22 protein-coding genes, 1 tRNA gene and 1 pseudogene are annotated in these 17,927 nt (G+C 68.8%); 15 read left to right on the top strand and 9 right to left on the bottom strand.

Going from position 1 to position 17,927, the window contains the following annotated elements; all coding sequences use genetic code 11:
• Positions 1–9 precede the first annotated feature (9 nt).
• The 10 genes and pseudogenes from EOE66_RS06215 to hisA all read left to right on the top strand — a co-directional run bounded on the left by EOE66_RS06215 (position 10) and on the right by hisA (position 7,708).
• The gene (locus EOE66_RS06215) at positions 10–945 is read left to right on the top strand and encodes an ABC transporter ATP-binding protein (RefSeq protein ID WP_128227801.1); all 936 of its coding nucleotides are present in this window, start codon (positions 10–12) and stop codon (positions 943–945) included.
• On the top strand, positions 942–1,703 hold the full coding sequence (locus EOE66_RS06210; protein WP_128227800.1) for an ABC transporter permease: 762 nt from the start codon (positions 942–944) through the stop codon (positions 1,701–1,703). Before EOE66_RS06215 ends, EOE66_RS06210 begins: the two co-directional genes overlap by 4 nt.
• A 12-nt stretch (positions 1,704–1,715) precedes the next feature.
• Complete coding sequence (locus tag EOE66_RS06205) at positions 1,716–1,997, top strand: BolA family protein (RefSeq protein ID WP_128227799.1); 282 nt, start codon at positions 1,716–1,718, stop codon at positions 1,995–1,997.
• A 103-nt stretch (positions 1,998–2,100) separates the two neighbouring features.
• Positions 2,101–2,754, top strand: coding sequence for an ATP phosphoribosyltransferase (gene hisG / locus EOE66_RS06200; protein WP_128227798.1), 654 nt, complete (start codon positions 2,101–2,103; stop codon positions 2,752–2,754).
• Positions 2,751–4,067, top strand: a pseudogene (gene hisD / locus EOE66_RS06195) (histidinol dehydrogenase); the annotation flags it as partial. The gene hisG and the pseudogene hisD, both read left to right, overlap by 4 nt.
• Positions 4,053–4,568: a GNAT family N-acetyltransferase gene (locus tag EOE66_RS22350; protein ID WP_310733101.1), complete on the top strand. Its 516-nt coding sequence runs from the start codon at positions 4,053–4,055 to the stop codon at positions 4,566–4,568. The pseudogene hisD and the gene EOE66_RS22350, both read left to right, overlap by 15 nt.
• Before the next feature lie 3 nt (positions 4,569–4,571).
• Positions 4,572–5,651, top strand: coding sequence for a histidinol-phosphate transaminase (hisC, locus tag EOE66_RS06190; protein WP_128227796.1), 1,080 nt, complete (start codon positions 4,572–4,574; stop codon positions 5,649–5,651).
• Positions 5,648–6,250, top strand: coding sequence for an imidazoleglycerol-phosphate dehydratase HisB (hisB, locus tag EOE66_RS06185; RefSeq protein WP_128227795.1), 603 nt, complete (start codon positions 5,648–5,650; stop codon positions 6,248–6,250). The genes hisC and hisB overlap by 4 nt, the downstream gene beginning before the upstream one ends.
• A 2-nt stretch (positions 6,251–6,252) precedes the next feature.
• Complete coding sequence (gene hisH, locus EOE66_RS06180) at positions 6,253–6,894, top strand: imidazole glycerol phosphate synthase subunit HisH (protein ID WP_128227794.1); 642 nt, start codon at positions 6,253–6,255, stop codon at positions 6,892–6,894.
• A 70-nt stretch (positions 6,895–6,964) separates the two neighbouring features.
• Entirely contained in the window at positions 6,965–7,708 is a 744-nt protein-coding gene (gene hisA / locus EOE66_RS06175; protein ID WP_128227793.1) for a 1-(5-phosphoribosyl)-5-[(5-phosphoribosylamino)methylideneamino]imidazole-4-carboxamide isomerase, read from the top strand.
• A gap of 70 nt (positions 7,709–7,778) precedes the next feature.
• On the opposite strand, the gene EOE66_RS06170 is transcribed toward hisA, so the two are convergent.
• The gene (locus EOE66_RS06170) at positions 7,779–8,312 is read right to left on the bottom strand and encodes a CHRD domain-containing protein (protein WP_128227792.1); all 534 of its coding nucleotides are present in this window, start codon (positions 8,310–8,312) and stop codon (positions 7,779–7,781) included.
• A gap of 129 nt (positions 8,313–8,441) precedes the next feature.
• On the opposite strand from EOE66_RS06170, the gene hisF reads away from it, so the two are divergent.
• From hisF to EOE66_RS06150, 4 genes are all read left to right on the top strand, one after another.
• Positions 8,442–9,221: an imidazole glycerol phosphate synthase subunit HisF gene (gene hisF, locus EOE66_RS06165; RefSeq protein ID WP_128227791.1), complete on the top strand. Its 780-nt coding sequence runs from the start codon at positions 8,442–8,444 to the stop codon at positions 9,219–9,221.
• Complete coding sequence (gene rsmD, locus EOE66_RS06160) at positions 9,218–9,847, top strand: 16S rRNA (guanine(966)-N(2))-methyltransferase RsmD (protein WP_310733096.1); 630 nt, start codon at positions 9,218–9,220, stop codon at positions 9,845–9,847. The genes hisF and rsmD overlap by 4 nt, the downstream gene beginning before the upstream one ends.
• 68 nt (positions 9,848–9,915) lie before the next feature.
• Entirely contained in the window at positions 9,916–10,419 is a 504-nt protein-coding gene (coaD, locus tag EOE66_RS06155; RefSeq protein ID WP_128227790.1) for a pantetheine-phosphate adenylyltransferase, read from the top strand.
• 34 nt (positions 10,420–10,453) lie between these two features.
• The gene (locus EOE66_RS06150; protein WP_128227789.1) at positions 10,454–10,750 is read left to right on the top strand and encodes a YfhL family 4Fe-4S dicluster ferredoxin; all 297 of its coding nucleotides are present in this window, start codon (positions 10,454–10,456) and stop codon (positions 10,748–10,750) included.
• Here EOE66_RS06150 and EOE66_RS22450 read toward each other — a convergent pair.
• The 8 genes from EOE66_RS22450 to EOE66_RS06115 form a co-directional block, all read right to left on the bottom strand.
• Positions 10,635–11,072 carry a DUF4124 domain-containing protein gene (locus EOE66_RS22450; protein WP_375137458.1) on the bottom strand — a complete coding sequence of 146 codons (438 nt, stop codon included), beginning with the start codon at positions 11,070–11,072 and terminating at the stop codon, positions 10,635–10,637. The two genes, EOE66_RS06150 and EOE66_RS22450, sit on opposite strands and share 116 nt — an antisense overlap.
• Positions 11,069–11,713 (bottom strand): aminoacyl-tRNA hydrolase, encoded by a 645-nt coding sequence (gene pth, locus EOE66_RS06145; RefSeq protein WP_128227788.1) that lies wholly within the window; start codon positions 11,711–11,713, stop codon positions 11,069–11,071. The genes EOE66_RS22450 and pth overlap by 4 nt, the downstream gene beginning before the upstream one ends.
• 90 nt (positions 11,714–11,803) lie before the next feature.
• On the bottom strand, positions 11,804–12,460 hold the full coding sequence (locus EOE66_RS06140; protein ID WP_128227787.1) for a 50S ribosomal protein L25/general stress protein Ctc: 657 nt from the start codon (positions 12,458–12,460) through the stop codon (positions 11,804–11,806).
• Between the two features lie 82 nt (positions 12,461–12,542).
• The gene (locus EOE66_RS06135) at positions 12,543–13,505 is read right to left on the bottom strand and encodes a ribose-phosphate pyrophosphokinase (RefSeq protein WP_128227786.1); all 963 of its coding nucleotides are present in this window, start codon (positions 13,503–13,505) and stop codon (positions 12,543–12,545) included.
• A gap of 68 nt (positions 13,506–13,573) precedes the next feature.
• Positions 13,574–13,650, bottom strand: a tRNA-Gln gene (locus EOE66_RS06130).
• 38 nt (positions 13,651–13,688) lie between these two features.
• The gene (ispE, locus tag EOE66_RS06125; RefSeq protein ID WP_205702661.1) at positions 13,689–14,594 is read right to left on the bottom strand and encodes a 4-(cytidine 5'-diphospho)-2-C-methyl-D-erythritol kinase; all 906 of its coding nucleotides are present in this window, start codon (positions 14,592–14,594) and stop codon (positions 13,689–13,691) included.
• 2 nt (positions 14,595–14,596) lie between these two features.
• Positions 14,597–15,145, bottom strand: a complete 549-nt coding sequence (locus tag EOE66_RS06120) for an outer membrane lipoprotein LolB (protein ID WP_245478934.1) — start codon at positions 15,143–15,145, stop codon at positions 14,597–14,599.
• On the bottom strand, positions 15,142–17,004 hold the full coding sequence (locus tag EOE66_RS06115; protein ID WP_245478933.1) for a tetratricopeptide repeat protein: 1,863 nt from the start codon (positions 17,002–17,004) through the stop codon (positions 15,142–15,144). The genes EOE66_RS06120 and EOE66_RS06115 overlap by 4 nt, the downstream gene beginning before the upstream one ends.
• Positions 17,005–17,049: 45 nt before the next feature.
• Here EOE66_RS06115 and mutM point away from each other — a divergent pair, with 45 nt between their 5' ends.
• A complete protein-coding gene (gene mutM / locus EOE66_RS06110) occupies positions 17,050–17,889 on the top strand; it encodes a bifunctional DNA-formamidopyrimidine glycosylase/DNA-(apurinic or apyrimidinic site) lyase (protein WP_128227783.1) in 840 nt (279 codons plus the stop codon).
• The last annotated feature ends 38 nt before the right edge of the window (positions 17,890–17,927 follow it).

The raw sequence follows: 17,927 nt of genomic DNA, 5'->3' as shown, positions 1-17,927 counted from the left end.
CTGTTGCCCATGCCCGCCGTCTCCTTCAAGAACATCAGCAAGACCTACACGGGCGCCCGCGGTAGCTTCCAAGCCTTGAAGGGCGTCAGCTTCGACATCGAAGCCGGCGAATTCTTCGGCCTGCTCGGCCCCAACGGCGCCGGCAAGACCACGCTGATCAGCATCCTGGCAGGCCTGGCGCGTGCCACGGGCGGCAGCGTCACCGTGATGGGCCACGATGTCGTCAACGACTACGCCGCCGCACGCAAGTGCCTGGGCATCGTGCCGCAGGAACTGGTCTTCGACCCGTTTTTCAGCGTGCGCGAGACGTTGCGCATCCAGAGCGGCTACTTCGGCGTGAAGAACAACGAAGCCTGGATCGACGAACTGCTGCAAAGCCTGGGCCTTTCCGACAAGGCCAACGCCAACATGCGCCAGCTCTCGGGCGGCATGAAACGCCGCGTGCTGGTGGCGCAGGCGCTGGTGCACAAGCCGCCGGTCATCGTGCTGGACGAACCCACCGCGGGCGTGGACGTGGAACTGCGCCAGACGCTGTGGCAGTTCGTCAGCCGCCTGAACCGCGAAGGCCACGCCGTGCTGCTGACCACGCACTACCTGGAAGAAGCCGAGGCCCTGTGCGGCCGCATCGGCATGCTCAAGCAGGGCCAGCTGGTGGCGCTGGACCGCACCAGCGCTTTGCTGGCCGGCCGCGCCAGCACCATGCTGCGCTTCAAGACCGACGCTGCCCTGCCGCCGGCCGTGGCGGCCGTGGCGCGCGTGACGGGCCGCATCGTGCAGGCCAAGGCACACGACGCCGCCGAGGTGGAACACCTGCTGGCGCTGCTGCGTGCCGAAGGCGTGAAGGTGGAAGACCTGGAGATCGGCCGCGCCGACCTGGAAGACGTGTTCTTGGAGATCATGAACGCCGCAGGCAGTGTTTCAGCGCCCACTGGGAGCGCCGCATGAACTTCGAAGGCGCCTGGCCGCTGTTCCGCAAGGAGGTGCTGCGCTTCTGGAAGGTGGCCTTCCAGACCGTGGCTGCGCCCGTGCTGACCGCGGTGCTCTACCTGCTGATCTTCGGCCACGTGCTCGACAAGCATGTCGAGGCCTTCCCCGGCGTGGGCTACACCAGCTTCCTGGTGCCGGGCCTGGTGATGATGAGCGTGCTGCAGAACGCCTTCGCCAACAGCAGCAGCTCGCTGGTGCAGAGCAAGATCACCGGCAACCTCGTCTTCCTGCTGGTGACGCCACTCAGCCATTGGGCCTGGTTCGCGGCCTACGTGGGCGCCTCGGTGGTGCGCGGGCTGGCCGTGGGCACGGGCGTGATGCTGGTGACGGTGTGGTTCGCGCCGTTGCGCCTGGCCGAGCCGTGGTGGATCTTGATCTTCGGCGCCCTGGGCGCGGGGCTGTTGGGTTCGCTCGGGCTGATCGCCGGCTTGTGGGCCGAGAAGTTCGACCAGATGGCGGCCTTCCAGAACTTCATCATCATGCCCATGACCTTCCTGTCGGGCGTGTTCTATTCGGTGCACTCGCTGCCCGCGATGTGGCAGGCCGTGAGCCACTTGAACCCGTTCTTCTACATGATCGACGGCTTCCGCCGCGGCTTCTTCGGAGTGAGTGATGTGTCGCCCTGGTTGAGCCTGGGTGTGGTCGGCCTGAGTTTTGTCGTGGTCGCTGGCCTGGCTTTGCGCCTGCTGGCCACCGGCTACAAGATCAGAAGCTGAGAGAATTCGGGCATGGCCGACCCCACCCCTGACGAAGTCCGCAGCTACATCGCTGCCGGGCTGCCCTGCACCGTTCTGGAAGTGGAAGGCGATGGCCGCCACTTCTTCGCCACCATCGTCTCGGCCGAGTTCGACGGCCTGAGCCGCGTCAAGCGCCACCAGCGCGTGTATGCGGCCCTGGGCGATAGAATGCGCGAGCAAATTCATGCCCTCTCGATGAAGACGCTCACCCCCTCCGAACACGCGGCAGCAGCGCAGGCCCCGGGCCTGGGCGCGGCCCCCCACCACCACTGACAACCCCCTTGCGGTGCGCCGCAGGGGTTGCCCTGCGCCACCTGCGACACAAGAGGGGGTGCACCAGGCGGGCCCGGCAGCGCATCGACGGACACCCACACCGATGATCACGCTCGCCTTGTCCAAAGGCCGCATCTTCGAAGACACGCTGCCGCTCTTGCGCGCCGCGGGCATCGAGGTGCTGGAAGACCCCGAAAAGAGCCGCAAGCTCATCATCGGCACCAGCCGGCCCGATGTGCGTGTGGTGCTGGTGCGCGCTTCCGATGTGCCCACCTACGTGCAGCATGGCGGCGCCGATCTCGGCGTGGCCGGGCTCGACGTGCTGCTGGAAGCTGCGGCCGACCACGGCGGCGGCCTCTACCGCCTGCTCGACCTGGGCATCGCGCGCTGCCGCCTGAGCGTGGCCGTGCGCGAGGGCTACGACTACGCCGCCACCGTGAAGCAGGGCTCGCGCCTGAAGGTGGCCACCAAGTACACGCACCTGGCGCGGCAGTTCTTCGCCAGCAAGGGTGTGCACGTCGACCTGGTCAAGCTCTACGGATCGATGGAACTGGCGCCGCTCACGGGTCTGGCCGACGCCATCGTCGACCTCGTCTCCACCGGCAGCACGCTCAAGGCCAACCACCTGGTGGAGGTGGAGAAGATCATGGACATCTCGGCGCGCCTGGTGGTGAACCCCGCGGCGCTGAAGCTCAAGCGCGAGCCGCTGCGCGCGCTGGTCGAGGCCTTCGAGGCCGCCCTGGGAGCGCAAGCATGAGCCGCCCTGTGAACATCCGCCACCTCAGCACGGCGAGCGCCGATTTCGAGGCGCAGTTCGGCGCGCTGCAGCACTGGTCGGCCGAGACCGACGCCGCCATCGAAAGCCGTGTGGCCGAGATCATTGCCGACGTGCGCGCACGCGGCGATGCGGCGCTGCTGGAACTCACCGCGCGTTTCGACGGCGTGCAGGCCGCGAGCGTGGCGGCGCTGGAAATCGGCCGCGAGGAACTGCGCGCTGCTTTTGAAGGGCTGCCCGCCACGCAGCGCGCGGCCCTGCAGGCCGCTGCCGAACGCGTGCGCCGCTACCATCAGCGCCAGCTGGAAGCCAGCAGCCGCAGCTGGCACTACCGCGATGCCGACGGCACGCTGCTGGGCCAGAAGGTCACGCCGCTGGACCGCGTGGGCATCTACGTGCCCGGCGGCAAGGCCGCCTACCCGAGCAGCGTGCTGATGAACGCCATTCCGGCGCAGGTGGCCGGGGTGCCCGAGATCGTGATGGTGGTGCCGACGCCGCGCGGTGAGAAGAACGCGCTGGTGCTGGCCGCGGCCTTCGTGGCCGGCGCGCACCGCGTATTCACCGTCGGTGGTGCCCAGGCCGTGGCCGCGCTGGCTTACGGCACCGCCACGGTGCCGCGGGTCGACAAGATCACCGGCCCGGGCAACGCCTATGTGGCCAGCGCCAAGCGCCGCGTCTTCGGCCAGGTCGGCATCGACATGATCGCCGGGCCCAGCGAGATCCTCGTGCTGGCCGACGGCAGCACGCCGGCCGAGTGGGTGGCCATGGACCTCTTCAGCCAGGCCGAGCACGACGAACTTGCGCAGAGCATCCTGCTGTGCCCGAGCGCCGACTACATCGCGCAGGTGCAGGCCGCCATCGACCGGCTGCTGCCCGAGATGCCGCGCCAGGAGGTCATCCGTGCCAGCCTGGAAGGCCGTGGTGCGCTCATCCTCACGCGCAGCCTCGAAGAAGCCTGCGAGATCAGCAACCGCATCGCGCCCGAGCACCTGGAAGTCAGCACCACCGAGCCCGGCCGCTGGGAAAAGCTGCTCAAGCACGCCGGCGCCATCTTCCTCGGCGCCTACACCAGCGAGAGCCTGGGCGACTACTGCGCCGGCCCCAACCACGTGCTGCCCACCAGTGGCACGGCGCGCTTCAGCTCGCCGCTGGGCGTGTACGACTTCGTCAAGCGCAGCAGCCTCATCGAGGTGAGCGAAGCCGGCGCCCAGGTGCTGGGCCCGGTGGCCGCCACGCTGGCTTATGGCGAAGGCCTGCAAGGCCACGCACGTGCGGCCGAGATGCGGCTGAACCCGCAGGCGGCACCCGCGCCAGCGGCGGCCGATCGGCCTTTCAGCGTGCGCCCGGTGGACGCCGGCAATGTCGACGCCGTGCTCAAGCTGCAGGTGGCTGCGGGCCAGCGGCGTTTGGTCTCCAACGTCGAGCGTTCGCTGGCGCAAGTGGCTTACGAGCCCGCCGGGCGCGCCGTGGCCATGTTCAGCGGCGAAGGCAGCGACGAAGAAGCCGTCGGCATGATGCTGCTCTACGACATGCGCATGGACAAGAAGTCGCCCGCCGATCAACTGTACGTGTGGCGCCTGCTGGTGGACGAACGTTTCCAGGGCCTGGGCCACGGCCGCCGCGCGATGCAGTGGGTGATCGAAGAGGCGCGCCGCCTGGGCTTGCCTTCCGTGGGGCTCTCTCACGTCGAACTCGAAGGCCACGCCGGCGACTTCTACGAGAAGCTGGGCTTCCGCTACACCGGCGAGGTGGACGAAGGCGAGCTCAAGATGATCCTCGCGCTGGGAGGCGACTGAGTCATGGGCACCGAACGCCTGAAGCAGACCTTGCGGCAAGACGTGCAGGGCATGCACGCCTACGCCATCCAGCCCAGCGCCGGCTTCATCAAGCTCGATGCGATGGAGAACCCTTTCGTGCTGCCGCCGGAACTGCAGCACGCACTCGGTGAACGCCTGGGCCGTGCGGCCATCAACCGCTACCCCGCGCAGCGCGTGGCCGATCTGGCCGCGGCGCTCACCGCCCACGTGCAACTGCCGGCCGGCCAGCGGCTGATGCTGGGCAACGGGTCGGACGAGCTGATCGACCTGCTGGCGGTGGCTTGCGATGTCCCCGGCGCCACGATCCTCGCGCCAGTGCCCGGCTTCGTGATGTACGCGATGTCCGCCCAGTTGCGCGGCCTGAACTTCGTTGGCGTGACACTGACGGCCGACTTCCAGCTGGACGAGGCCGCCATGCTGGCCGCCATCGAGCAGCACCGTCCGGCCATCACCTACATTGCCTACCCGAACAACCCCACGGCCAATCTCTTCGACGATGCCGTCATCGAGAAGATCGTCGCGGCCATCGGCAAGCAGAACGGTCTGGTGGTGTTCGACGAAGCCTACCAGCCCTTCAGCGCGCGCACCTGGCTGCCGCGCCTGGGTGCGCACGATCACGTGCTGGTGCTGCGCACGCTGTCCAAGTTCGGCTTGGCCGGCGTGCGCCTGGGCTACCTCTGTGGCCCGACAGCGCTCATCGACGAAATCGACAAGGTGCGCCCGCCCTACAACGTGAGCGTGCTGAACGCCGAAGCCGGCCTTTTCGCGCTGGAGCATGCGGGCGAGTACGCACGCCAGGCGGCGCTTTTGAAGGAAGAGCGCACGCGGCTGATGGCAGCGTTGTCTGACGTGCCGGGCGTGCAGGTCTTCCCCAGCGAAGCCAACATGGTGCTGGTGCGCGTGCCCGATTCGAAGCGCACTTTCGAAGGCATGAAGCAGCGCGGCGTGCTCGTCAAGCACGTGGCCGGCCTGCACCCGCTGCTGCAGAACTGCCTGCGCCTGACCGTCGGCGCGCCCGAAGAGAACATCGTGATGATCCGTGCCCTGAAGGAAAGCCTGTGAGCGAAGCCCTGCAACGCGTGGCCGAAGTACGCCGCGACACGAAAGAGACGCAGATCCGCGTGCGCATCAACCTGGATGGCACCGGAGCGGCGAAGCTGGCCACCGGCATCGGTTTCTTCGACCACATGCTCGACCAGATCGCGCGCCACGGCCTGATCGACCTCGACATCGAAGCCCAGGGCGACCTGCACATCGACGGCCACCACACCGTGGAAGACGTGGGGATCACGCTGGGCATGGCCTTCGCGCAGGCCGTGGGCGACAAGAAGGGCATCACGCGCTACGGGCACAGCTACGTGCCGCTGGACGAAGCCTTGTCGCGCGTGGTGGTCGATTTTTCCGGCCGCCCCGGCCTGCACATGCGCGTGCCTTTCAAGGCGGGCATGGTGGGCGCTTTCGACACGCAGCTCACCTACGAGTTTTTCCAGGGCTTCGTGAACCACGCGCTCGTCACGCTGCACATCGACAACCTGCACGGCGACAACGCACACCACCAGTGCGAGACGGTTTTCAAGGCCTTCGCGCGTGCGTTGCGCATGGCGTTGACGCCCGATCCGCGCTCGGCAGGTGTCATCCCGTCCACCAAGGGTTCGCTGTAGACATGGCCACCGTCGCCGTCGTCGACTACGGCATGGGCAACCTGCGCTCGGTCTCGCAGGCCGTGATGCACGTGGCTGCCAGCACGGGCCTGGAGGTCATCGTCACCCAGCGCCCTGAAGACGTGCTGTCTGCAGAACGCGTGGTGCTGCCCGGCCAGGGTGCCATGCGCGACTGCATGGCCGAGTTGCAGCGCAGCGGCCTCAAGGACGCCGTGCTGCACGCCGCCGCGAACAAGCCCCTGATGGGTGTGTGCGTGGGCATGCAGATGCTGTTGGACCACAGCGAGGAACAAGACACGCCCGGCCTGGGGCTGATCCCGGGCCGCGTGCACCGTTTCCAACTCGAAGACCGGCTGCAGCCCGACGGCAGCCGCTACAAGGTGCCGCAGATGGGCTGGAACCGCGTTCATCAGCGCCCGCACGCGCTGTGGGCCGGCGTGCCCGAGGGCAGCTGGTTCTACTTCGTGCACAGCTACTACGCAGCGCCAGCCGAAGCCGCGCACAGCGTGGGCGAAGCCGAATACGGCGCTCGCTTTACCTGCGCCGTCGCGCGGGATAACATTTTTGCCACCCAGTTCCACCCCGAGAAGAGCGCCGAGCAGGGCCTGGCCCTGTACCGCAACTTCCTGCATTGGCAACCCTGACGCTCCCCGCGCAGCCCTGCCCACCCTCCAGCGCCCTGCTGCCCCATTCCCACCACGCTCCCCCCGAGCCATGCTGCTGATACCGGCCATCGATCTCAAGGACGGCAAGTGCGTCCGTCTGCAACAAGGCGACATGGACGTCGTCACCACCTTCGGTGACGACCCCGCCGCCATGGCCCAGCGCTGGCTGGACGCGGGCGCGCGCCGCCTGCACCTGGTCGACCTCAACGGCGCCTTTGCGGGCAAGCCGGTGAACGAGGGCGCCGTGAAGTCCATCCTGCGCGTGGTGGGCGACAAGATCCCCGTGCAACTCGGCGGCGGCCTGCGCGACCTGGACACCATCGAGCGCTACCTCGACGACGGCCTGAGCTACGTGATCATCGGCACGGCCGCCGTCAAGAGCCCGGGTTTCCTCAAGGACGCCTGCAGCGCCTTCGGCGGCCACATCATCGTGGGCCTCGACGCGAAGGACGGCAAGGTCGCCACCGACGGCTGGAGCAAGCTCACCGGCCACGAGGTGGTGGATCTGGCCAAGAAGTTCGAGGATTACGGCGTCGAAGGCGTGATCTACACCGACATCGGGCGCGACGGCATGCTGACGGGCATCAACATCGATGCCACGGTCAAGCTGGCCCGTGCGCTCACCATCCCTGTGTTTGCCTCAGGCGGCTTGTCGAACATCGCCGACATCGAGCGCCTGTGCGCGGTGGAGTCCGAAGGTGTCGAGGGCGTGATCTGCGGGCGCAGCATCTACACCGGCGCGCTCGACTTCACGGCGGCCCAGCAGCGCGCCGACGAACTGGCCCAGGCCTGAGCAGGCCAGTTTTTCCGCGCCTGAACGAAAAAGCCGCCCGAGGGCGGCTTTCTTGCGGGTGTCGGGCGCTTCAGCCGCGACGGCGGCGCGCGGCGAATGCCACGGCGCCCAAACCGGCCAGCATCAGGGCGTAGGTGCCCGGCTCGGGCACCACCGTGGTAATGGGCAGGAAACCGCGGATCTCACCGCCCTGGTAGGTGCCGGGCGTGTGGATGTTCACGTAGGCTCGGCCGGCGGCAGCGCCGGTCAGCAGCGAGTTGAAGGCTATGGGGGTGAGGGCGAACACGTTCGAGTACGTGCCCGTGGTGGTGGCGGGCAGCGGCGTGAAGTTCAGCGCCACGCCGGCGTTGCCCGTCAGCGGCGTTGCGGTGCAGCAGTGGATGTGGCCGAAGGGGGCGCTGTTGGCCAGGCCCGCGAAGCTGAGTTGCACCGTCACCGTGGAGGCCACATCGTCGAAGGTGACGATGGCTGCACCGGTGGCCGTGGAGGTGGGCACAGGTTCACCGGCGCTGGACAGCGTGGTGACGAAGATCGTGGTCAGGGCCGAGGCAGGCAGAGCGGTGAACAGCCCCACTGCTGCGGCGGCGATCAGGGATGCGCGCATGGCGAACTCCGGGAAACGGCGGGAGAGATATCCCAGCGCGTTTGTACCTGCTGCCCGCGCGATTGCACAGCCCGAAGGGTCAGCCACCCCGCAAGCGAGGGGTGCCAGTTCGGCACGGGATAATCGCGCATGCTCGCCAAAAGAATCATTCCCTGTCTCGACGTGACTGGCGGCCGTGTCGTCAAGGGCGTCAACTTCGTTGCGTTGCGCGACGCCGGCGACCCCGTCGAGATCGCGGCGCGCTACAACGACCAGGGGGCCGACGAACTGACCTTCCTGGACATCACCGCCACCAGCGACGGCCGTGACCTCATCCTCCACATCATCGAGGCCGTGGCCTCGCAGGTCTTCATCCCGCTGACCGTCGGTGGCGGTGTGCGCACGGTCGAAGACGTGCGGCGCCTGCTGAACGCCGGCGCCGACAAGGTCAGCTTCAACTCGGCGGCCGTGGCGAACCCGCAGGTCATCCGCGACGCATCCGACAAGTACGGCGCGCAGTGCATCGTCGTGGCCATCGATGCCAAGCGGCGTGCAGGCGACGACCTGGCCGCCCAGGGCCCGGGCTGGGACGTCTACACCCATGGCGGGCGCAAGAACACGCACCTGGACGCCGTGGCCTGGGCGCGGCAGATGGCCGAGCAGGGTGCGGGCGAGATCCTGCTCACCAGCATGGACCGCGACGGCACCAAGGTCGGCTTCGACCTCGAACTCACCCGCGCCGTCAGCGACGCGGTGCCGGTGCCCGTCATCGCCTCGGGCGGCGTGGGCGCGCTGGAGCACCTGAGCGAGGGCATTCGCATCGGCGGCGCCGATGCGGTGCTGGCCGCCAGCATCTTCCATTACGGCGAGTTCACGGTCGGCCAGGCCAAGGCGCTGATGGCGCGCGACGGCATCCCGGTGCGCCTGTGAAGAACCCCGCCCCGCGCAAGCCGCAGGCCCATGGCCGCGACCCCAAGTCGACCCGGCCCGTCATCAAGCCTGCCACGCGGCACCCGGGCGAGGTGCGGCTGATCGCCGGCCTGTACCGCGGCCGCAAGCTGCCCGTGGCCGACCGCCCCGGCCTGCGCCCCACGCCCGACCGCGTGCGCGAGACCCTCTTCAATTGGCTGGGCCAGACGCTGGACGGCTGGCGCGTGCTGGACGCCTTCGCCGGCAGCGGGGCCCTGGGCTTCGAGGCTGCTTCGCGCGGCGCCGCCGAGGCGGTGCTGCTCGAACTCGACCCGGCCCTGGTGGCCAGCCTGCGCGAGAGCCGCGAACGCCTGAAGGCCGAGGCCGTGAAGATCGAGCGCAGCGAGGCCTTGCGTTGGATGGCCGGTTGCACGCCGCAGCGCTTCGAAGCCGTGCTGCTCGACCCGCCTTTCGATGCCGGTCTTGGCGCAGCGGCTGCGGCCGCCGCAGCGCGGCTGGTCGTGCCCGGCGGCTACGTCTATCTGGAGGGCCCGGCGCCCTTGGCCGAAGCGCCCGCCGGCCTGGTGCTGCACCGCAGCCAGCGCGCCGGCGCGGTGCACAGCCAGCTGTGGCAGGCGCCGCTCTGAGCCCCCGCTACACTGGCCGCGCCGCGCCAGGCACCCCCCACCCTGACCCCCGCCAGGAGGCTCGCGCCGTGACCCTCAAAGCCCCGCTCACCGCCGTCTACCCGGGTACCTTCGACCCCATGACCCTGGGCCACGAAGACCTGATGCGGCGTGCCGCCAGCCTCTTCGACCGCCTCATCCTGGCCGTGGCCGTGGGCCACCACAAGCGCACGATGTTCACCATCGCCGAGCGCCTGGAGATCGCGCAGGAGATCGCTGCGCCTTATGGCAACGTCGAGGTCACTGCCTTCCGCGGCCTGCTGCGCGACTTCGTCGTCGATGCCGGCGGCAAGGTGGTGGTGCGCGGCCTGCGCGCGGTCAGCGACTTCGAGTACGAGTTCCAGATGGCCGGGATGAACCGGCAACTGATGCCGGACGTCGAGACCGTGTTCATGACGCCGAGCGACCAGTACCAGTTCGTCAGCGGCACCTTCGTGCGCGAGATTGCCAGCCTCGGCGGTGATGTCTCGAAGTTCGTGGCACCCTCGGTGCTGCGGCGGCTGAAAGAGCGCGTCACGCAGTCCGACAGCTGAACCCGCCACCCCAGCACCGAAACCGAGCACCGACATGGCCCTGTGGATCACCGACGAGTGCATCAATTGCGACGTCTGCGAACCCGAATGCCCGAACCAGGCCATCTCGATGGGCGCGGAGATCTACGAGATCGACCCCCACCGCTGCACCGAATGCGTGGGCCACTTCGACGAACCGCAGTGCGTGCAGGTGTGCCCGGTGAGCTGCATCCCGGTCAATCCGTCTTTTGTCGAGACGAAGGTGCAACTGCTCGCGAAGTACCACGTGCTGCAGGGCCCGCCGGCCGCAGCGCCTGTGGCCGAAGCTGGGCTTCCTTCGACGGGCGCTTGAATCCAGTTGCCTGGCGCAGAGGCGGGCGCTTCGTGTCAGCCGCCACTGGCCCCAGCGAGGCCAGCCCGCTGCCGCGCTGAGCGGCTTCTTCGGCCAGGCGCTCGCGCCGCAGCTGTTCGGCCAGGCGGATTTCGTGCTCGGCGCGGGCCCGGGCGGCCGCCAGGTCTTCGGCGGGCCGCGTCTCGGCCACGGCGAGTGCGCGGCCTTCGGCGCAGGGCGTGTCGCTGAAGCTGCGGCCGTCCGGCCCGCAGCGCCAGACCGTCTGGGCGCTGGCCAGCCCCGCCAGGTTGCACAGGGCGAGTGTCACGAGCAGTTGCTTCATGGGGGGGGCTCTCCGGTGGTGGCGTCAGGCGTGGCCGTCGCCGGCGGTTTGCGCGGCGGCTTGGGGCGGGGCGGCTGGGCGTGGATGGCGGCCAGCGCCTTGTCCATCTGGCCGGCGATCAGCAGCTCGCTGGCGGCCAGCGATTGGTCGATGGCCTTGAAGATGCCTTCGCGCTGCTCGGGCGCCGGTTTCTTCAGCACGTAGTTCACCACCTCGGCCTTAACGCCCGGGTGGCCGATGCCCAGGCGCAGGCGCCAGAAGTCGGGGGTGCCCAGCAGGCCGTGGATGTCTTTCAGGCCGTTGTGCCCGCCCGAACTGCCGCCCAGCTTCAGCTTGGCCTGGCCGGGCAGCACGTCGAGCTCGTCGTGCACGACGAGGATCTCCTTCGGCTCGATCTTGAAGAAGCGCGCCAGCGGCGCGACCGAAGCGCCCGAGCGGTTCATGAAGGTCATGGGCTCCAGCAGCCACACCGGGCCGCCGGGCAGGTTGGCGCGCGCCACCAGGCCCTGGTAGGCGCGCTCGGGCACCAAGCGCACGCCGAGTTTGGCCGCCAGCGCGTCGATCCACCAGAAACCGGCGTTGTGGCGCGTGGCCTCGTACTCGGTGCCTGGGTTGCCCAGGCCAACGAAGAGTCGAATCATGGGAACGATTATTGGGCGCAGTGGAAACGAAAAAGCCCCACCGAGGTGGGGCCTGGCAGCACGGGAGAGAGGGACTCCCGAAGGGGGGGCTTAACCGCCGCGGCCCTTCTGCTGCTTCTCTTCCTTGCGGGGCTTGGCGCCCTTGCCCTTGTCGGCAGCCACCACGGCCGTCGGGGCCACTTCTTCTTCGATCTTCGGCGTGGTCACGGCAACGATCACCGGGTCCAGCGTGCCGCGCTTGACGGCCTTGATGCCGGCGGGCAACTGCAGGTCGCTGGCGTGCAGGCTCTGGTTCTTCGTCAGGCCCGACAGGTCGATGTTGACGAACTCGGGCAGTTGCGAGGCCAGGCACTCGATCTCGAGTTCCAGCGCCACGTGGCTGACCAGGCACTTGTCGGTCTTGACGGCCGGCGAGCTTTCTTCACCGCTGAAGTGCAGGGGCACCTTCTTGCGCAGCTTGGTGGTCTCGTCCACGCGCTGGAAGTCGATGTGCAGCACGATGGGCTTGAACGCGTGCATCTGGAAGTCGCGCAGCAGCACCTTCTCGACCTTGCCGCCCAGTTCCATCTCGAGGATGGAACTGTGGAAGGCTTCCTTCTTCAGCGCGAAGAACAGGGCGTTGTGATCGAGTTCGATCATCGTGGGCGTGCCGGCACCGTAGACGATGCCGGGCACCTTGGCGGCGTGGCGCAGGCGGCGGCTCGCTCCGGTCCCCTGCAGCGTACGCGCATAAGCGGTGAATTTCATGAAAACTCCAAGTGGATGAGGCGCCCGCGACCAGGCGCCAGGGAAATGACACCGCGCCAGCCGCGGTGTCGAGGTTTGCCGTTCAGAAGTTGTTGTTCTGCTCGGCAAAGAGGGAGGTGACCGATTCGCCATCGGAAATGCGGCGGATGGTCTCGGCAAACAGGAAAGCCACCGACAACTGGCGGATCTTGGTGCAGGTCTTGCCGGCGTCCGACAGCGGGATGGTGTTGGTGATGACGACTTCGTCGATCTGCGAGTTGGCGATGCGCTCCACCGCCGGGCCCGAGAAGACCGGGTGCGTGCAGTAGGCGTAGACGCTCTTGGCGCCGCGGGCCTTCAGCACCTCGGCCGCCTTCACCAGCGTGCCGGCGGTGTCGATCATGTCGTCCATGATCACGCAGTTGCGGCCTTCGATCTCGCCGATGACGTGCATCACTTCAGACACGTTGGCCGTGGGCCTGCGCTTGTCGATGATGGCCAGGTCGCAGCCGAGTTGCTTGGCCAGCGCGCGGGCGCGCACCACGCCGCCGACGTCGGGGCTCACCACCACCAGGTTGGGGTAGTTCTTGCTCTTCAGGTCGGACAGCAGCACCGGGCTGGCGTAGATGTTGTCGACGGGGATGTCGAAGAAGCCCTGGATCTGGTCGGCGTGCAGGTCCATCGTGAGCACGCGCTCGACGCCCACGGTTTCCAGCAGGTTGGCCACCACCTTCGCGCTGATGGGCACGCGCGTGCTGCGCGGGCGGCGGTCTTGGCGGGCGTAGCCGAAGTAGGGGATCACGGCGGTGATGCGGCGCGCACTGGCACGCTTGAGCGCATCGACCATGATCAGCAGTTCCATCAGGTTCTCGTTCGTGGGCGCGCAGGTGGACTGCACCACGAAGACGTCGCGGGCGCGAACGTTCTGACGGATCTCGACGGTGACCTCGCCGTCGGAGAAACGGCCGACGGAGGCGGCGCCGACCTCGACGCCCAGGTGCTTGGCCATCTCCTGCGCGAGCACCGGGTTGGCGTTGCCGGTGAACAGCACGGTGTTGAAAAGCACGCTGGTGTCTCCGTCGGAGGTGCGCCGGCGGGGCCGGTGGTGGCCGCGCCTGGCGTCAGAAGAAGATTTGGCAGGGGAGGAAGGACTCGAACCCTCGCATGTCGGAATCAAAATCCGATGCCTTAACCAACTTGGCGACTCCCCTACACAGGTTGCAGCCCGGAGGCCACCACCCAAAACCTGTCAGTCGGCCCAAGCCCGCAAAGGGTGCCCAGACAAACTGCTGCACATCCGCCCCACCCAGCCTGTTGGCAGATTCTGGAAATCTGCCGCCGGGTCTGTCGCCAGGGATGGCGCCGACGTGCCCACTCTTGAAAAGACGGCGCTGCCGGAGCCCGTCATGCGGCTGTTGCCGTAACGGGCCGCCAACCACGAAAGGGCTTGCGCCACTTCCGGGCAGCGGTCTTCGGCGGGTGCTTGCAGGTCGTTGCGGCCGTAGCCTTCAACAAAACGCTGCATCCAGTCTGCCGGCAGGCCGCTGCGGCTTGCCTCTTCAGGAGAGCCCACAACTATAACAGCTTCTGTGTCGCGCTTGAGAAGCGGGTGCTCGAAGATTTCTCGCGTCGGCAAGGATGCGGCAGGCTTCACGACCGCGTAGGCCTGCACCGGCCAGTCGATCGGGCGCAGCACCTCGCCGATGCCTTCGACGAATGCATTGCGGCCGCCGATGAAGAACGGCACGTCGGCGCCGAGCTTCAGGCCCAGTTGCGCCAGACGTTCGCGCGGCCACTGCAGGCCCCACAGCCGGTTCAGCGCGAGCAGCGTGGTGGCTGCATCGGAGCTGCCGCCGCCCATGCCTGCGCCCCAGGGCACGTGCTTGTGGATGTGGATGTCGGCGCCCAGGGTGCAGCCGCTGGCGGCCTGCAGGGCGCGGGCCGCGCGCAGGCAGAGGTCGTCTGCGGGCAGCGCGGGGCCGAGATCGTGGCGCTGCAGGCGGCCGTCGTCGCGGCGTTCGATGTGCAGGACGTCGGCCCAGTCGATCATCACGAAGGGCGACTGCAGCAGGTGGTAGCCGTCGGCTCGGCGGCCCACCACATGCAGGAACATGTTCAGCTTGGCCGGTGCCAGCAGGTCGTAGAGGGCTTGCAGGCTCATGCGGGGGCATCCAGCTTGATGCGCAATTGCACGGCAGGCGGCGCAGTGCGGCGGGCTTCGATGAAGCCTTCGGCCAGGCGCGTGAGCTGCACCTGCCAGCCTTGCTGTTCGAAGCCTTCGGCATTGGGCGTGTGTGGCGCGGCAGGCCAGGGGCGGCCCGCCAGCCAGTCGGGCAGGGCCGCCAGCGGCAGGGCCTCGCCGAGGGCGGCCATCGACAGTTCGTCCAGGCTGCCGAACTCGCGCTGGCCTTCCCCGGTTTCCAGCCGCACGCGGCCTGGTGCCCAGCGAGCCTGTGCGACGCTGGTGCCCAGGGGTGAGAGCAGGCGCAGCTCACCAACCAAATCGGTGCCGCGCAGTTCGAAGCCAGCGCTGACGCTTTGCGCCACCCGCTGAGGGCTCGCGTCCACGCGCACCGCGAGGCGGCCGGTGGTGTAGGGGCCGGTGGCCGAGGGCATGTCGGGCGGGGGCGTCACGCTGGCGCAGGCGCCCAGCAGCAGGGCCGCGGCGGCCCAGATGGCAGGCCGCGTGAACCGCGCCGCGTTCACAGGTCGACGCGCAAGCGGGCCAGTGTCTCGCGCAGGACCTCGTTGGCCGCGTCCCGGCTGCGCGCTTCGCGCAGCACACGCCGCGCTTCATCGCGCTGCCCCATCGTCCACAGCACCTCGCCGAGGTGCGCAGCGATCTCGGTGTCGGGCCGCGTGCCATAGGCCAGCCGCAGCAGGCGCGCCGCTTCGGGCAGGTTGCCCAGCTGGAACTCCACCCAGCCCAGGCTGTCGGTGATGAAAGGGTCGCCGGGCGCGAGCTGCAGCGCGCGCTGGATGAGTTCACGGGCTTCCGGCAGGCGCAGCTTGCGCTCGGCCAGCGAGTAGCCCAGCGCGTTGTAGGCGTGCGCGTTGTCGGGCTTCAGCTCCATCACGCGGCGTAACAGGCGCTCCATGTCGGCCAGGCGGTCGAGCTTCTCGGCCATCATGGCCTGCTCGTAGAGGATGTCGGCGTCGGTGTTGAAACGCTGGCTGGCCATGCCCAGCACCTCGTAGGCCTCGGCCCAGCGTTTCACGTCGCGCAACACGCCAGCCTCGGCCATCAGCTTGGCGCGTGCGTCATCAGGGCCGCGCTCAGGGGAACTGCGCACGATTTCCCGGGCCTGTGCGATCTTGCCCTGGCGGGCCAGGATGGAGGCCCGCCGCGTCTGCACATCGAGTGCATTGCGCGGGTCGTCGATCTTGGCCAGGTAGGCCTCGGCCGCCGCGAAATCGCGCCGCTGCTCGGCCGCCTGGGCCAGCATCAGCCAGGCCTGTACCAGCCCTTGCGCCGGGCCTGCTGCAGTGGTGTCGTCGTCGTCCGGGCCGTCGTCGTCGCCGCCGCGCGCCATGAGGGGCTCGTTCGCGGCACCTGCGGCCTGGCGTGCGGCCAGGGGTTGGGCCAGTTCGACATAGCGACGCAGCGCCGCCTCGCCTTCGTTGACGTTCTTCAGCTCCAGCTGCAGCGCGCCCAGCGAAAGGTAGGGCTGAGCGACGTCGGGCTGCTGCTGCGTGAGTGTCTGCAACTGGGCCACTGCAGCGGGATAGCGCTGCGCGGTGGTGAGCACGCGCACATAGGCCAGGCGCAGCGCGGGTTCGGCCTGCGGCTGCTTCAGGTAATCGAGCACGAGGCTCTCGGCCGCGGGCTGGCCGCGCATCAACTCCATGCCCAGCAGGGCCGGGCCGGGCGAGCTGGGTTCCAGGGCCTGCGCCTCTCGTGCGAGTTCGAGCGCGCGCGCGGGTTCGCCGGCTTCCAGCCAGGCGCGGCCCAGCGCGATGCGCACCGGCACGCGCGTGCTCTCCACGTCGCGGTAGGGTTTGAGCGCGTCTTCGGTCAGGCGTGCCACGGCGCGCGCGTCACCCGCGCGCTGCAGGAAACGCGGCAGCACCGAGATCAGGCCCGGGCGTTCGGCTGCCGGCGTGAGCGCCAGCAGCGCACGCAGGGGTTCGGCCACGGCTTCAGGGCGGTTCATCAGCAGCAGGATCTGCAGCTGCAGCCGCGCGGCATCGGCCGAATCGGGCTTGGCCAGTCGCCATGCGCGCGAGGCCGCCAGGGCCTGGTCGCCCGCGCGGGCGCGCAGCGCGATGTCGGCGGCGCGGCGGAAGAGGCCGTCGTCGCGCGTGCGCCGGGCGGCGTCGAGCATGAGTTCGTAGGCGCTGCCGGCATCGCCAGCGCCCAGGGCCATCTCGCCGACGAGCAACTGGTAGAAAAGCCGGTCGTCCATCGCCGAATTCACCACCGGTGCCGGCGCGGATTCAGCGGCTGGCGCCGCAGCGACGCGGCCTTGGGCAAAACTGGTGGCTGGCCCGAACATGCCCAGGCTGCACAGCAGCAGGGAAGCCCGGACAGACAAGGCCGCGGGGCGGCGCAAGAGGTGAGACATCGGGGTTCCCATGGGGTCTGGATTCATTCTCACATAATGAGTTCCATGCCCGAGCTCCCGGAAGTTGAGGTCACCAGGCGGGGCTTGGCCGCGCCGCTGCGCGGCGCGCTGGTGCTGGGCGCGCGGCTGGGCAAGCCTTTGCGCTGGCCCCTGGGTTGCGAGCCCGAGAGCCTGGTGGGCCACCGCGTGGGCGAGATCACCCGGCGGGGCAAGTACCTCTGGTTGCCTTTGCTGGGCGCGGCCGAAGGGGCAGGGGCCGTCGGCGGGTTGCTGTTGCACCTGGGCATGTCGGGATCGCTGGCGCTGCAGCAACTGCAGCAGCCCCCCGGCCCACACGACCACTTCGACCTGCACACCAGCGCGGGCACGTTGCGCCTGAACGACCCGCGGCGCTTTGGCGCCGTGGTGTGGTCCGCGTCGCCCGCCGACGAGCCGGCCGCCACGCTGCTTCGGCGCCTGGGCCCCGAGCCCTTCGACCCCGCGCTCACGCCGCTGAGCTTCCACGCGGCCTTGCAGCAGCGCCGCTCGCCGATCAAGGCCGTGTTGCTGGGCGGCGAAGCCATCGTCGGGGCCGGCAACATCTACGCCTGCGAGGCCCTGTTCCAGGCCGGCATCCACCCGGCGCTGCGCGCCGACCGCATCAGCCGGCCACGGGCCGCGCGCCTGCTGGCGGCCCTGCGCGCCACGCTGGCGCGCGCGCTGGACCTGGGGGGCTCGACGCTGCGCGACTTCACCGACGTGCACGGCGCCAGCGGCGCCTACCAGGCCGAGGCGGCGGTGTATGGGCGCGAAGGCCAGCCCTGCGGCCGCTGCGGCGGCACCGTGCGCCGGGTGGTGCAGGCGCAGCGTTCGACCTATTTCTGCACCAACTGTCAGCGTCGGTAACGTTGCGTTTGACTGTGACATCCGGCCCTCATGAGGGT

The sequence above is a fragment of the Rubrivivax rivuli genome (genome assembly GCF_004016505.1).
GTDB lineage: Bacteria > Pseudomonadota > Gammaproteobacteria > Burkholderiales > Burkholderiaceae_C > Rubrivivax > Rubrivivax rivuli.
This window is presented reverse-complemented; position numbering and strand designations above follow the sequence as displayed.

Bases quoted from the DNA above. Each gene is read 5' to 3' on its own strand.
- EOE66_RS06215 (WP_128227801.1), top strand. From the start codon at position 10: ATGCCCGCCGTCTCCTTCAAGAACATCAGCAAGACCTACACGGGCGCC.
- EOE66_RS06210 (WP_128227800.1), top strand. From the start codon at position 942: ATGAACTTCGAAGGCGCCTGGCCGCTGTTCCGCAAGGAGGTGCTGCGC.
- EOE66_RS06205 (WP_128227799.1), top strand. From the start codon at position 1,716: ATGGCCGACCCCACCCCTGACGAAGTCCGCAGCTACATCGCTGCCGGG.
- hisG (WP_128227798.1), top strand. From the start codon at position 2,101: ATGATCACGCTCGCCTTGTCCAAAGGCCGCATCTTCGAAGACACGCTG.
- EOE66_RS22350 (WP_310733101.1), top strand. From the start codon at position 4,053: ATGCGGCTGAACCCGCAGGCGGCACCCGCGCCAGCGGCGGCCGATCGG.
- hisC (WP_128227796.1), top strand. From the start codon at position 4,572: ATGGGCACCGAACGCCTGAAGCAGACCTTGCGGCAAGACGTGCAGGGC.
- hisH (WP_128227794.1), top strand. From the start codon at position 6,253: ATGGCCACCGTCGCCGTCGTCGACTACGGCATGGGCAACCTGCGCTCG.
- hisA (WP_128227793.1), top strand. From the start codon at position 6,965: ATGCTGCTGATACCGGCCATCGATCTCAAGGACGGCAAGTGCGTCCGT.
- EOE66_RS06170 (WP_128227792.1), bottom strand. From the start codon at position 8,312: ATGCGCGCATCCCTGATCGCCGCCGCAGCAGTGGGGCTGTTCACCGCT.
- hisF (WP_128227791.1), top strand. From the start codon at position 8,442: ATGCTCGCCAAAAGAATCATTCCCTGTCTCGACGTGACTGGCGGCCGT.
- EOE66_RS06150 (WP_128227789.1), top strand. From the start codon at position 10,454: ATGGCCCTGTGGATCACCGACGAGTGCATCAATTGCGACGTCTGCGAA.
- EOE66_RS22450 (WP_375137458.1), bottom strand. From the start codon at position 11,072: ATGAAGCAACTGCTCGTGACACTCGCCCTGTGCAACCTGGCGGGGCTG.
- pth (WP_128227788.1), bottom strand. From the start codon at position 11,713: ATGATTCGACTCTTCGTTGGCCTGGGCAACCCAGGCACCGAGTACGAG.
- EOE66_RS06140 (WP_128227787.1), bottom strand. From the start codon at position 12,460: ATGAAATTCACCGCTTATGCGCGTACGCTGCAGGGGACCGGAGCGAGC.
- EOE66_RS06115 (WP_245478933.1), bottom strand. From the start codon at position 17,004: ATGTCTCACCTCTTGCGCCGCCCCGCGGCCTTGTCTGTCCGGGCTTCC.
- mutM (WP_128227783.1), top strand. From the start codon at position 17,050: ATGCCCGAGCTCCCGGAAGTTGAGGTCACCAGGCGGGGCTTGGCCGCG.